Origin of the sequence: Clostridium cadaveris, assembly GCF_020911725.1 — a bacterium.
Lineage (GTDB): Bacteria > Bacillota > Clostridia > Clostridiales > Clostridiaceae > Clostridium_X > Clostridium_X cadaveris.
The window spans coordinates 12,501-27,052 of sequence record NZ_CP076620.1 but is presented as its reverse complement, the minus strand read 5'-3'; the positions used below and the strand labels follow the sequence as shown (position 1 = coordinate 27,052).

10 protein-coding genes, 4 tRNA genes, 2 rRNA genes and 1 other annotated feature (1 of these 17 only partly in view) are annotated in these 14,552 nt (G+C 32.5%); of the genes, 1 reads left to right on the top strand and 15 read right to left on the bottom strand.

Annotated elements, in window-relative coordinates:
* Window positions 1–19 precede the first annotated feature (19 nt).
* From KQH81_RS00125 to KQH81_RS00105, 5 genes are all read right to left on the bottom strand, one after another.
* Complete coding sequence (locus KQH81_RS00125) at window positions 20–574, bottom strand: GNAT family N-acetyltransferase (protein ID WP_051196285.1); 555 nt, start codon at window positions 572–574, stop codon at window positions 20–22.
* Between the two features lie 300 nt (window positions 575–874).
* A tRNA-Ser gene (locus KQH81_RS00120) sits at window positions 875–965 on the bottom strand.
* 40 nt (window positions 966–1,005) lie between these two features.
* Window positions 1,006–1,096, bottom strand: a tRNA-Ser gene (locus tag KQH81_RS00115).
* Window positions 1,097–1,291: 195 nt separating this feature from the next.
* Window positions 1,292–2,017, bottom strand: coding sequence for a sugar phosphate nucleotidyltransferase (locus tag KQH81_RS00110; RefSeq protein WP_035770910.1), 726 nt, complete (start codon window positions 2,015–2,017; stop codon window positions 1,292–1,294).
* Window positions 2,018–3,136 (bottom strand): GHMP family kinase ATP-binding protein, encoded by a 1,119-nt coding sequence (locus KQH81_RS00105; protein WP_027639239.1) that lies wholly within the window; start codon window positions 3,134–3,136, stop codon window positions 2,018–2,020.
* 142 nt (window positions 3,137–3,278) lie between these two features.
* Here KQH81_RS00105 and KQH81_RS00100 point away from each other — a divergent pair, with 142 nt between their 5' ends.
* Entirely contained in the window at window positions 3,279–4,523 is a 1,245-nt protein-coding gene (locus KQH81_RS00100) for a Gfo/Idh/MocA family protein (RefSeq protein WP_027639238.1), read from the top strand.
* Between the two features lie 69 nt (window positions 4,524–4,592).
* Here KQH81_RS00100 and serS read toward each other — a convergent pair whose 3' ends face one another.
* The 10 genes from serS to KQH81_RS00050 all read right to left on the bottom strand — a co-directional run.
* A complete protein-coding gene (gene serS, locus KQH81_RS00095; RefSeq protein WP_027639237.1) occupies window positions 4,593–5,870 on the bottom strand; it encodes a serine--tRNA ligase in 1,278 nt (425 codons plus the stop codon).
* A gap of 51 nt (window positions 5,871–5,921) precedes the next feature.
* Window positions 5,922–6,119: a binding site (T-box leader), on the bottom strand.
* A 50-nt stretch (window positions 6,120–6,169) separates the two neighbouring features.
* The gene (locus tag KQH81_RS00090) at window positions 6,170–6,532 is read right to left on the bottom strand and encodes a DUF1667 domain-containing protein (protein WP_027639236.1); all 363 of its coding nucleotides are present in this window, start codon (window positions 6,530–6,532) and stop codon (window positions 6,170–6,172) included.
* 14 nt (window positions 6,533–6,546) lie between these two features.
* Window positions 6,547–7,941 (bottom strand): NAD(P)/FAD-dependent oxidoreductase, encoded by a 1,395-nt coding sequence (locus KQH81_RS00085; protein WP_027639235.1) that lies wholly within the window; start codon window positions 7,939–7,941, stop codon window positions 6,547–6,549.
* Between the two features lie 170 nt (window positions 7,942–8,111).
* A complete protein-coding gene (locus tag KQH81_RS00080; RefSeq protein ID WP_268254214.1) occupies window positions 8,112–10,853 on the bottom strand; it encodes a UPF0182 family membrane protein in 2,742 nt (913 codons plus the stop codon).
* A 10-nt stretch (window positions 10,854–10,863) separates the two neighbouring features.
* Window positions 10,864–11,376: a transcription repressor NadR gene (locus KQH81_RS00075; protein WP_074846545.1), complete on the bottom strand. Its 513-nt coding sequence runs from the start codon at window positions 11,374–11,376 to the stop codon at window positions 10,864–10,866.
* 13 nt (window positions 11,377–11,389) lie between these two features.
* Complete coding sequence (locus KQH81_RS00070; RefSeq protein ID WP_027639232.1) at window positions 11,390–11,887, bottom strand: HDIG domain-containing metalloprotein; 498 nt, start codon at window positions 11,885–11,887, stop codon at window positions 11,390–11,392.
* 142 nt (window positions 11,888–12,029) lie between these two features.
* Window positions 12,030–12,105 (bottom strand) — tRNA-Ala (locus KQH81_RS00065).
* Between the two features lie 5 nt (window positions 12,106–12,110).
* Window positions 12,111–12,187 (bottom strand) — tRNA-Ile (locus KQH81_RS00060).
* Window positions 12,188–12,195: 8 nt separating this feature from the next.
* A 5S ribosomal RNA gene (rrf, locus tag KQH81_RS00055) occupies window positions 12,196–12,313 on the bottom strand.
* Window positions 12,314–12,446: 133 nt separating this feature from the next.
* Window positions 12,447–14,552: ribosomal RNA gene (locus tag KQH81_RS00050) — 23S ribosomal RNA — on the bottom strand (it continues 798 nt past the right edge of the window).

Here is a 14,552-nt window from a genome sequence, read left to right as displayed (position 1 = left end):
AAATGGATACCTTATAAAATTAGGTATCCATTTTATTTTTATATACAATTCCCGCTTCTTTCAAATACTCTTCCTTCAGAATACTCATTAAAATTACGTTTCTATATTGTCCCTCTACGAAATATCTATTTCTTCTAACGCCTTCTTTTGTAAAACCACAGTTTAAATAGCATTTAATTGCTCTTTCATTTAGATCAACAACTTCAAGTTCAACCCTATGAGCTCCTTTGTTCATAAAAAGAAATCTTAAAATGGTTTTTATGGCATCTTGCGCATACCCTTTATGCCAATAATTCTTTGCTATAGTTACTCCAATTTCATAATTACCACCTAAATCCTTAAGGCCACTATAACTTATATAGCCTATTAATATCTTTTCCTCATTAAGAATAGTCAAAAACTTCTTGTCTATATTCATTATTTTATAGAAATTTTCTAATATGAATTCTTTAGATGGTGGTATATGATAGCATCCATCGAACCTAGTTATTTCTTCATCATTCCATAGCCCATGAAAAAAATCTATATCCTTTTTCTCAACACTTCTAAGACGAACTTTTTTCCCCTTTAACATCGACTCACCTTCTTTTTATAAAGTACAAGCCCTAATTAAATTATACTACTTTTTTCCTTTATAAAAAACCTTTGATTATGATGGCTATGCTATATTTTAAGGCATTAAATACCATTTAATTAAAATTTATTATTATAGGTCACTATAGGTATTTAATATAAAAAAACACGCTTATACTCTATATTTAAACGTGCTTATCAAATATAATCTATCTTGATGAATGATACTATTTGTAATTTTTAAATGCATGATTTTTATTTTACTATAACAAAAAACGCATTCATTAAATGAATGCGTTTTTGGCGGAGAACGAGGGATTTGAACCCTCGCGCCGGTTACCCGACCTACGCCCTTAGCAGGGGCGCCTCTTCGGCCACTTGAGTAGTTCTCCGAATTAAAATTTTCTATTTAATTATCTTTAAATAAAAAAATGGCGGAAGAAGTGGGATTCGAACCCACGGTACGCTCACACGTACGCCGGTTTTCAAGACCGGTGCCTTAAACCAACTCGACCATCCTTCCATGTCGCCTGACATGATTTATTATATCAGCATATAATATACCTGTCAACATATTTTATAATTTTTTTTGATATGTACTTAATTTTTTTTTATTCATTGGAAAGCCTTATTATATAAGGCTTTCCTTTATAGTAAATTAAGAAAATCTAAAAAACAACTTATTTATATTAATATTTTTCATATAAAAAGTTACATTTCATTTTATAAGGTTTTCCCCTTGTTTTAAGTCTTCTAGTGTATTAATTCCTAACATCTCCGAACAATTCTTACATACATAAATATTTACAACATGTCCACCATCTCTTATTATTTCAGGCACATCTGTTAAATAATATTCTCCCTGACTATTATTATTGCTGACTTTCTTTAATGCATCAAATAATACACTAGAATGAATTATATCTGGTCCACAATTAAGTTCTTTAATTTTTTTCTGCTCCTCAGTGCAATCCTTTTCTTCTACAACTCTTAAAAAATTATTATTTTCATCCCTTATTATTCTTCCATAAGGAGGCTGGTCCTCAAACATAGATGTAAGAACTGTACACATTGACTTTCTTTCTTTATGATATTCTGCAAATCCTTCAAAAGTATCCCTACTTATCATAGGCATATCACCATATAAAATCATTATGTCATCGTTGCAATCTTTTAAATACTTTTCAGTTATCATTACTGCATGTCCAGTTCCTAATTGTTTGTCTTGAGTTATATAGTTATATTCTGAACCTAAAGCTTCTTTTATCATTTCACCTTTATATCCAACTACTATATAGACATCTTTCTTTGAAATAAAAGAAGTGTTTTCTAAAACATATTCTATAAGTGGCTTTCCATTTAATTCTTTTAATGCCTTTGGTAAATTAAATTTATCAGACTGTAGTCTTGTGCCTTTTCCCCCTGCTAGTATAAGTAATTTCATTTAAATTTCATCTTCCCTTCTTACTCCATTAGTAGAATCAACAATTATTCCTGGATATCCTAAAGATTCCACCGCCTTTAAAATTCTATCACAATCTTCATCCATAGCATATACATAGCAACATCCACCGCCACCTGAGCCATTAACTTTTCCTCCTAATGCTCCATTTTCATATGCTGTATTTAAAATTTCTTCTATTTCTTTAGTAGATATAAGAAGACCATCCCTCAGATTCTCATGATGTCTTTTTATAAGCTTTCCAAACTCTTTTGAAGAAAATTCATCAGAATCAATAAACTTCTTTGCATATTGAAGTATTTTGTAGTTATCTATATTAGCTAAAATATTTCTCTTTTCTTCCTCTAGAAGCTCATCTAAGTATTTTATATTCTCTTCATTTTTTATAAAATCTTTTATGCTTTGTATACCATATTTATTTAATTTCTTTAATCCATTAACTACAGGAAATTTTGCAGTTGCAAGTACCTTGGTTGTCTCCTTATCCCTCAATGAATCAAATAATATAAACTTTCCTGGAAGTTTCTTTGATATTTTATTTACTTTTGTTTCTCCATTTTCAAAATTTAAATTTACCATTCCTCCTAATGCAGATGCATAATGATCCATCATTCCGCCTGGTTCATCAAATTCCTTAACTTCAGCTAAAAATCCTAAATAAGCAATTTTTTCAGCATTATCCTTATCTTTAGAGTCTATCAATTCTAGTAATAATTTTATAAGTACTACTATCATAGTTGATGATGAACACATTCCCTTTCCGATAGGTATATCAGACATCATAGATATATTGTATCCATGATCTAGATTATATCCATTATTAATTAGAACGTTTACTATACTCTTCATATAATCTCTATTATTTTCATATATGAGTTCCTTAGAAAAATCTACAACATGTTCCACCCATTGATATGGTTTTTCATTAGGCTTATCAAAATATCTGCTTCCAATCTTAATATTTAAAATTTTATCATTTCTATCTTCACCTTCAGCATAAAATCTTAAATCGATAGCTTGAGCTATAACTTCTAAGCCTAAATAATCCTGATGTTCACCAAACATACAAATTCTGCTTGGTGTAGATACTTTCATCTTCATAATATCCTCCCTAGATTTCAACTGTATTTTCTCAATAATTATATTATAAACTATATTTGTATTTTTTTTAATTTTCTTTTACATTTTGTGATAAAAAATATAAAATATATATTGTAATCTTATTAATTTTGGGGGGATATTTATGAAAAAACTAACTGCTATTGTAATTGGAGCAGGTGACAGAGGTGCAAATGCTTATGCTCCATATGCATTAAAAAATCCTAATAAACTAGAAATTGTAGCTGTAGCTGAACCATTAGAAGAGAGACGAAAGTCATTTAAAGAAAAGTTTTCTCTAAGTGATTTTCAATGTTATAAAAATTATGAAGATATATTAAAAGGGGATAAGCTGGCTGATATAGCTATAATAGCTACTCAAGATAAAATGCATCTTGATCCAACTCTAAAGGCTTTAGAAGCAGGATATGATGTTCTACTAGAAAAGCCTATGTCACCTGATGCACACGAATGCATAAAAATGGCTGATGTTGCTGAAAAAAATCATAGAATTTTATCAATTTGTCATGTACTTAGATATACAAGTTTCTTTCAAAAAATAAAAGAAGTTTTAGCTCAAAATAGAATTGGAGATATAATCTCAATAAATCATAATGAAAATGTAGGATACTATCATCAAGCTCACAGCTTTGTAAGAGGAAATTGGAGAAATACAGATATAGCTGCTCCAATGATATTAGCTAAGAGTTGTCATGATATGGATATACTTTTATATTTAATAAATAAAAAGTGTTTAAATGTATCATCATTTGGTTCTTTAAAACACTTTAAAGAAGAAAATGCTCCAAAAGGTGCTCCTATGAGATGTTTAGATGGATGTCCTCATGAAAATAAATGTCCATTTTATGCACCTAAATTTTATCTTACAGATAATGTAGCATGGCCAACTAATACAATTTCAACGGATCTATCTTTTGAAGGTAGATTAAAAGCTCTTAAAGAAGGACCTTATGGAAGATGTGTTTATCATTGTGATAATAATGTTGTAGACCATCAAGTAGTAAACTTAGAATTTGAAGATGGAGTTACTGCTACATTTTCTATGTGCGCTTTTACTCATGATATAGGAAGAACACTAAAAATAATGGGCTCTAAGGGTGAAATTCGTGCTAATATGAATACACGTGAAATTGAAGTCCATAACTTTGTAGATAATAGCGTAGAAAAGATAACTTTAAAACCTACAACTTCTGGCCATGGAGGCGGAGATTTCGGACTTATTGATGATTTCCTAAATGTTGTTTCTGGAAACAATAAGGAATCTCTTTCATCTGCAAAAACCTCAGTTCAAAGTCACTTGATGGCATTAGCAGCTGAAAAATCACGTATAGAACATAGAATAGTTTCTATTGATGAATTTTATAAATAATAGAGGTTAATTTATAATTTAATAAAAAAGTTCAGATTAAGTTTATGACTAATCTGAACTTTTTTATTGCTATTTAGTTATTTCATCTACACCCATGTAATGTCTTAAAGCTTCTGGAATTTTTACAGAACCATCTTCTTGTTGGAAGTTTTCAAGTATAGCTGCTACAGTTCTTCCTATTGCAACACCTGATCCATTTAATGTGTGTACAAACTTTGGCTTATCTTTTGTGGTTTCCTTATATTTTATATTTGCTCTTCTAGCTTGGAAATCTTCAAAATTACTACAGCTTGAGATTTCAACATATCTGTTGTAACTTGGCATCCAAACTTCTATATCATATTTTAATGCAGCTGTGAATCCTAAATCACCTTTGCATATTCTAACTATTCTATACGGTAATCCTAATCCTTGAAGTACTCTTTCTGCATCTTGTACTAATAGATCAAGTTCCTTATAAGAATCCTCTGGCTTTGCAAACTTTACAAGTTCAACTTTATTAAATTGATGTTGTCTTATAAGACCTCTTGTATCTCTTCCTGCTGAACCAGCTTCTGATCTAAAACAAGCACTGTAAGCAACATGTTTTATTGGAAGTTCGTCTCCTCTTAAAACTTCGTCTCTATACATATTAGTTACTGGAACTTCCGCTGTTGGAATTAAGAAATAATCTTGATCCTTTAATTTAAATGCATCTTCTTCAAACTTTGGTAGCTGTCCAGTACCAGTCATTGAATCTCTATTTACCATAAAGGGTACAAACAATTCTTTGTATCCATTTTTAGTGTGTGTATTTAAAAAGTAATTTATTACAGATCTTTCTAATCTAGCTCCTAAATCTTTATAAAGGGCAAATCTTGAACCTGTGATCTTACCTGCTCTTTCAAAATCAAGTATATCTAATCCTGTTCCTATATCCCAGTGAGCTTTAGGTTCAAAATCAAACTTGGTTGGCTCTCCCCATCTCTTTATTTCTAAATTGTCTTCATAGCTTCCGCCTTCTGGAACTTGATCATTTGGTATATTAGGAATTCTTAGCATGATATAATTTATCTTTTCATTTATTTCAGATACCTTATCATCGTAAGCTTTTATTTCCTCTCCTATTTTTCTCATGTCTTCCATTATAGCAGTTACATCTTCTCCTGCCTTCTTTAATTGAGGCACTTTTTTAGACTCTTGATTTCTCCTTGCCTTAAGCTCCTCAACCTTTACAAGAATACCTCTTTTTTCTTCATCTAGAGCTATAACTTCATCTATTTGTGATATATCAAAGTCTTCTCCTCTATTTTGCATAGCAGCTTTAACTTCTTCAGTTTTACTTCTAAGCATTTTTAAATCTAACATTTCATTTTCCTCCTTATTTATTTTTTGAAATAAAAAAAAGCCCTTCGTCCTTAAAGGGACGAAAAGCTCCGCGTTGCCACCCTAATTGATTACTAATTAAAATAATCCTCTTAAAAATTTAACGATATTACCGTACTGCTCATCACAGTCCCTCTGAGGTGGATTCTTAAAATATCAGTGCCAGTTTTCACCTTCCACTGACTCTCTAAAATCTGAATACTTTAATACTAGCCTCTTCATAGGTTTAATTATAAACTTTTATATATTATATTCCTTAGTTTATCTATTGTCAATATAGTTTAATCTCTTTTTATAGTTTTAGTACTTACTATATCTACACCTGTATTTAATATGTTAGTGCAAACTACATCTCCGCATTTCATATTTGGACCAACATATATCCTGCTTAATGCTTTAGAACATTCTATCCATAGACTTTTATCTATAGGCTTAGTGCTTTTTACAGGTAATACTTTATGTTTATTATCACCCTTTATTCTCACTAAAGTGGTAAGTATTCCCTTTGTACAATTATCTTTAAACTTTTCATAGTAATTACCTAATTCACATTGATTTCCATTAATTATCTTATTTTCATCTGTGTCAGATACATTTAAAATACATTTTTTATTACATCCATAGCATATAGAAGATTCACTCATTCTTAATTTCTCCCTTAAATTTCATTGAATTCCTTAATCCTACTAAGTATTAATCTGGATCCCTTTGAGTCCTTAACTATATCATTTAAATTTTTACCTGTTTCCCTAGCTAAAATATGTGCTATTCTACTCAAACAATAAGAACCCTGACATTCTCCAAAAGTTGCTCCTGTTCTTCTTATAATTCCTTCTATAGTTCTAGCTCCAAGTGGCCTCCTTATACAATCAACTATTTCTGCTTCAGTTATTTCATTACATAAACATATAATCTTTCCATAATTTTTATCAACACTTATTAGTTCATTTCTCTCTTGATTTGTAAGGTTTTTGAACTTATATATTTCTCTTCTTTTATCTATAAAATTCTTTTTCTTCTTGCATTTTAAATTATTAACTATAGTCTCACAAACCATATTTGATATTGCAGGAGTTATAGTAACTTCGCTATAATGATTACCAGTTATTTTTATATAACCTTTGTTAGTCATTTCATTATCATCTATTATCATCATATCTTTATAAAATAATTCATTGTAAGTATTTTTTATGTTATCCTTGCTTATCTCATCAATCAGATTATTTAGCTTACCCAATATTTCTTTAACACCAAGATCTCTTTCTGATATATATTGAGCTATCATATGTTTATTGAAAGTTGGTATTGCATATACATCTTCATCATTTTCCTCTAGAGAAAATATTATATGATTAAAATACTTATCATAAGTATTATCAAGAATGAATGTATTAAGCTTTTCTCTGCTATTTGATGGCTCAATATCTTTGTCTATATTATAATTTTCACCCGGAGTCGTATTTACAACCATTTTGCATGTAAATTTATTTTTATTTGTAGTAACTTTAAGAGATTTAGAAATTTTTTGTATATCTAAAACCTCTTCTTCTAATCTAAAATTGACTCCATTATCAAAGGCTATTTCTGCATATGCTAACGCTAAGTCATATGGAGATACCACTCCTGTGTTCTTAGAGTATAGTGCTATTTTCACATTTTCTTTTAAATTATTTTCTATTGTTCTTGCTTTTTCACCCTCTATTATTTCTATATCCTTTACGCCTCTTTTTACGGCTCTTTTATATATTCTCTTTAATTCCTCTACCTTTTCATCTGTATTTGCTATTAATAGTGATCCTATTCTTTTAAATGGAACATCAAATTTTTCAGTTATTTCATCAAACATTGCATTTCCCATTATTTGAAGCCTAGCCATAAGGTCACTTCTTCCACCTATACCATCGTTTACAACTGCTGTATTTATAGAAGATATGTCATCTGCTATGTCATAGTCTTTTTCAATTACAGCTATATTTAAATTATACTTTGAAAGCTCATAGGCTACGCCGCATCCGATAAGTCCGCCGCCTAATATAAGTACGTCATAATCCATATGATTTCACTACCTCTCACTTTTAAATGTAACAATTTTACTATAAAACATATTACATTACTATTATAACAATGTTTATATATTTTGATAATAAAAATAACTTTAACAGATTTAAAAAAAATAAACTTCATATCACATATTAAAATAAACATATGATATGAAGCCTTATATTACTTAGATAAATTATTAAGGATATCTCCTAATTCTTTTATAAGTTCGCCATATTTAGCCCAATCTCCACTCTTCTGAGCTTCTATAGCCTTATTGTATACATCAGCTGCTTTGCCTATTTTTTCATTAACTATTGATGATGTATTATTTTCTCCTTCATTAATTGGTTTATTATTTGTTTCCTCTTCTGTCTTACCTTCATTAGTTGATTTTCCAAATAACGCAGCAAGAACATTTTCAATGCTATCTTCCATAACAACATTGTCACCATAGTATGCTATTACTCTCTTCATTTCAGGTATACTCTTCTCTCCCTCTGCAACTATATACAGTGGTTTTATATATAAAAGAGAATTATCTATTGGTATTATCAACGTATCACCAAACTTAGTATTTGATCCTTTAGATTTCCACAAAGTTATTTCCTTGGAAATTTCAGTATCCTGATTTATCTTATTATTAAAGAACACAGGACTATATATAGTTTTCTTTGGTGGGAATTTATAAAGAACTAAATTTCCATAATGTTCTTCATCCATTCTGGCACCTAATATAGAAACCATATTTTCTTTTCCTCTTGTATTAAAGTAATCAAGCATTACCATTTCTATTTCATCTTCACCTGGTAATCTTGTAACCATATATGATGACTCTCCATTTGGATTTTCTTCATCATAATCTACCTTCTTAGCTACCTCCCATAAATCTTCTCCATTAAAGAATACTGCTGGATCAGTCATATGGTATTTCTCAAGAACCTTTTTTTGAATTCCAAAGATATCTTGAGGATATCTTAAGTGAGATTTTAATCCTTGTGGCATTTCATCTATATCTTTAAATAGTCCTTTAAACATCTTTGATAAACTTTGAGCTATAGGATCATCTTTATCAGATATATAGAAATCAACAGTTCCATCATAAGCATCTATAACTACTTTAACAGAGTTTCTAATATAGTTTATATTTTCATATGGCTCTGAATAAGGATATAAGTTTGATGTTGTGTACCCATCCATAATCCAGTATATCTTTCCTTCATTTAATACTGTATAAGGATCCTTATCATACTTTATAAATGGTGCTATAGTTTGCACTCTATCAACTATATTTCTTCTAAATAATATTTTACTTTCACTTGTTATATCTTTTGATAGTAGTATATTAACATCTCTCTGATTTATGGCATATAAAACTCTATTGAGGAAAGTCATATTTATACCATCTTTACCATCATAATTATTAGTTTGATTTTCTCCTCCTTTTGGAGCATCAAATTCACTAGTTAGAGTATTTACAATAGCATAGTAATCAGTCTTCTCACCAAAATATATTCTAGGGTTATCTAAAGGTATATCAGTAGAGTTTACTGGTGGTATATCATTTATGAGAAATTTAGGCTGTCCTTCAGATGTAACTTTACTTACATCACTCATTACAACACCATATCCATGAGTATACTTTAAGTGCTTATTTATCCATGTATTAGGTTCTATGCTATCGCTATTAATTTCCCTTGGTGCTACAAATACTTGTTTAAATTCACCATTTATTTTATATCTATCAACATCTATATCATTAAAGTCATAGTAATATCTTATATTTTGAACTTGATTATAGAACTCAAGTGACGGTCTAAATGAGTTTATCTTTATATTGCTAACTATATCTTTATTAGCTTTTATACTTTCTTTGTTTAAGTTATTTGTTACCTCAAAATCTCTCTCTTCTATATTATCAATATTAAATGCTTTTCTCGTAAATTCAATATTATTTGATAAATAAGGTTTTTCTAACTCAAGCTCGTTTGCCTTAACTAAAAATCTTTGAACTAATAATGAAGCTGGCGCCTGAAGTATTGATACTATAAATACTGTTGCTATCGCTATTATTATAGGTTTAACCTTATTTTTTCTTATATTTATAAAAACAATTATAGCAGCTACTATACATAATATTGTAAGAACTCTATAAAATCTGAGTGTTACATTTAAATCTATATAACTTGCACCAAATGCAACTCCATTATCACTGTAAACTAAGTAATAAGCACTTAATATATATTTTATAGAATACATTATAAGTAATGCTGATGCTAATATTGCAAATTGCTTTCCTGCAAAATGTTTAAGCCTGCTACCATCTATATAAGTGATATTTCCCTCTGTATTGTTATGTATCCCTTTTACTCTATCTTTTAATATAAGTGATAAATAAGCTAATACAGTTACTATGATAAGTATAACCAAAAGTGCCATCATTGAATTATATATTGATTGTATTAATGGAAGTTTAAATATATAAAATGATATGTCTTTATTAAATACTGGATCTGTTAAATTGAAATCTGTTGAATTTGTAAATTGAAGAATACTATACCAATACTTATTTGATACTCCATATGATACCAAAGCTGATATTAAAATATTTACTAATATAAATATTTTAGATTCTCTTTTTTTAGTTATAGGATCTAGCTCTACTCTATTTATTTCCTTTAAATAACTCTTTTTTAAACTTCTATAATATAGTCCTATTACTACAAAACATAAAATAAACATAGGAATCATGAATTTTATGATTGCTAATATTTTTGTAAAGTAAACACTTAAATATCCTAGACTTTTAAACCATTGATAGTCTACAGTAAACTTTAGTATTCCGTCTAAGGATAATAGCAATATCATTAATATTAATACTGCTGCCACTAACGTGTACTTTTTTTTCATTTCCTCACTCCTCATTTTATTAATTTTAGGTAATTAAAAAGTTTTTAGATCCTAATTCTGATATTATCTTTTCCATATTCTCATTATTATCAGCAACTATAGTATGTAGATGTACTCCTTCTGTTAATGATGATAGTGGCTGTGCCTTATTTTCATCAAATCTCTTTAAAAAACTTTCTAAATCAGCAGAGTTTTTTATCATTAACATTGCTTTTATTTCTCCATAAACAGGATGCTCTACTATTACATCTTCTATAATACCACCGTATTTTATAACTATTGATAATTCATCAATCATTTCTTCTCTTCTATGATTTATAGCTAATATACTTCTAACTTTATTATCACAATTATCATATATTATATACCCATCTGGAGTAGCTATTATTTTAGTTCCTGTAGCCCTTAAAATCGCGATATCCTTAACTATTACCTGTCTAGTAACATTGAACCTTTCAGCAAGTAGATTTCCCTTTAGAGGCTCTTTAGAGCTTATTAAAAGTCTTTCAATTTGTAGTCTTCTATCTTTAGATGTCATTTCTTCTCACCACCTAACTCATATCATCACTTTTTTTTAAAATATAAAGCATCTTATTTTGTATGTTTACGTTTTTATGATGATTTCTAATTACATATATTAACTCTTCATCATATCCTAATTCTTTAAGAATATCAGCTCCATATTCATCATGATTATAGTATACATCTATCTTCTTTATATTTGTATACTTCTTAATACGTCCATGAGTAACTTTGTTTAAAATAACTAGTATAGATTTATCTATGAGATTTAAATGTTTTTTTATTTTACCTATATCATGAAGTAATGCAATTTTTCTTAGCTTCACTACATCTATATCTTCATATTTATGTGCTGCAATTTTCTCACACGTCTTAGCTACCCTGATAGAATGGTGTTGCTCATTTAATCTTAGCTTTAAAAATATATCTAGTTCATCATTTGTTAAGTTTGATTTGAGATATTCCATATTAATTGATTTAAAGGAAGATATAATTCCCCATACAAATTGCTTAATTCTATATATCATTTTTAGCCACCTGTTAATATACCTTATAAAATATTGTAATAAATAACTTATATATAGACAATTAATAATTTTTTAAATATACATTAACATTTCAAAAATATTAATATAATAAAAAAACCATGAAGTTAATCTTCATGGTTTTTGGTGGAGATAAAGAGATTCGAACTCTTGACCCCCTGCGTGCAAGGCAGGTGCTCTCCCAGCTGAGCTATACCCCCAAAAATGGTGGACCTTCAGGGACTCGAACCCCGGACCTACCGGTTATGAGCCGGTTGCTCTAACCAACTGAGCTAAAGATCCAAGTTTTCACCTGGCGACCACCTACTCTCCCACAGAGCCTCCCCTGCAGTACCATCAGCCGTAATTTGCTTGACCTTCGTGTTCGGAATGGGAACGGGTATTACCAAATTACGCATCATCACCAGATGCTTAGTTTTTCCTAAATCTTCGATTTAGCTGAAAAACTGTACTCCTCACTTCAGTGAGTGAGTTTCCTTTGAAAGAACTTAATTATTCTTTCAAAATTGCACACAGATTTTCTTTTCTATCTTTGTTTTCTTTGATTAAGTCCTCGACCTATTAGTATGAGTCAGCTGAATACATTGCTGCACTTACACCTCTCACCTATCTACCTTGTGTTCTTCAAGGGGTCTTACTAACTTACGTTATGGGAAATCTCATCTTGAGGGGGGCTTCACGCTTAGATGCTTTCAGCGTTTATCCCTTCCCGACTTAGCTACCCAGCTATGCTCCTGGCGGAACAACTGGTGCACCAGAGGTCAGTCCATCCCGGTCCTCTCGTACTAAGGACAGCTCCTCTCAAATTTCCTACGCCCGCGACGGATAGGGACCGAACTGTCTCACGACGTTCTGAACCCAGCTCGCGTGCCGCTTTAATGGGCGAACAGCCCAACCCTTGGGACCTACTTCAGCCCCAGGATGCGACGAGCCGACATCGAGGTGCCAAACCTCCCCGTCGATGTGGACTCTTGGGGGAGATCAGCCTGTTATCCCCGAGGTAGCTTTTATCCGTTGAGCGATGGCCCTCCCACGAGGTACCACCGGATCACTAAGCCCGACTTTCGTCCCTGCTCGACTTGTTGGTCTCGCAGTCAGGCTCCCTTCTGCCTTTGCACTCTTCGAAGGATTTCCGACCCTTCTGAGGGAACCTTTGGGCGCCTCCGTTACTTTTTTGGAGGCGACCGCCCCAGTCAAACTGCCCACCTAACAATGTCCCGTCACCAGCTTCATGGTGCCCGGTTAGAATCCCAGTACTGTCAGGGTGGTATCCCAAGGGTGGCTCCACAGGACCTGACGATCCTATTTCTCAGCCTCCCACCTATCCTGTACAGACAATACCGGAACTCAATGCTAAATTGCAGTAAAGCTCTACGGGGTCTTTCCGTCCAATCGCGGGTAGCCAGCATCTTCACTGGCACTACAATTTCGCCGGATTTGCAGTTGAGACAGTGCCCAAGTCATTACGCCATTCGTGCGGGTCAGAACTTACCTGACAAGGAATTTCGCTACCTTAGGACCGTTATAGTTACGGCCGCCGTTTACTGGGGCTTAAGTTCACACCTTCGCCTAAACTAAGTGTTCCCCTTAACCTTCCAGCACCGGGCAGGCGTCAGCCCCTATACATCAGCTTTCGCTTTAGCAGAGACCTGTGTTTTTGCTAAACAGTTGCTTGGGCCTATTCTCTGCGACCATATTTCTATGGCACTCCTTCTCCCGAAGTTACGGAGTCAATTTGCCGAGTTCCTTAACTGCAATTCTTCCGATGGCCTTAGGATTCTCTCCTCACCTACCTGTGTCGGTTTGCGGTACGGGCACTACTTTGCTCCCTAGAGGCTTTTCTTGGCAGCGTGGAATCAGATACTTCGGTGCTTGCACCTTCCCCATCACACCTCAGCATTGTAAAGACGGATTTGCCTATCTTTACTGCCTAAGTGCTTAGACTAACATCCAATAGTTAGCACATCTTATCCTCCTGCGTCACCCCATTGGTCATACGCTTATAGTGGTATCGGAATATCAACCGATTGTCCATCACCTACGCCTTTCGGCCTCGGCTTAGGTCCCGACTAACCCTGAGCGGACGAGCCTTCCTCAGGAAACCTTAGGTTTTCGGCCAGTGAGATTCTCACTCACTTCTCGCTACTTATGCCAGCATTCTCACTCCTATGTCGTCCACTGCTCCTTTCGGTACAACTTCTTCCAACATAGGACGCTCCCCTACCGCGTACATCTAGTGTACACCCATAGCTTCGGTGGTAGATTTTAGCCCCGGACATCTTCGGCGCAGGATCTCTTGACTAGTGAGCTATTACGCACTCTTTAAATGAGTGGCTGCTTCTAAGCCAACATCCTAGTTGTCTTAGAAATCCCACATCCTTTTCCACTTAATCTACACTTTGGGACCTTAGCTGATGGTCTGGGCTGTTTCCCTTTTGACCACGGATCTTATCATTCGTAGTCTGACTGCTGAGATTCAAGTTAGTGGCATTCGGAGTTTGATAAGGTTCAGTAAGCTCTATGCCCCCTAGCCCATTCAGTGCTCTACCTCCACTACTCATTCTCAACGCTAGCCCTAAAGCTATTTCGGGGAGAACCAGCTATCTCCAAGTTCGATTGGAATTTCTCCGCTATCCACAGTTCATCC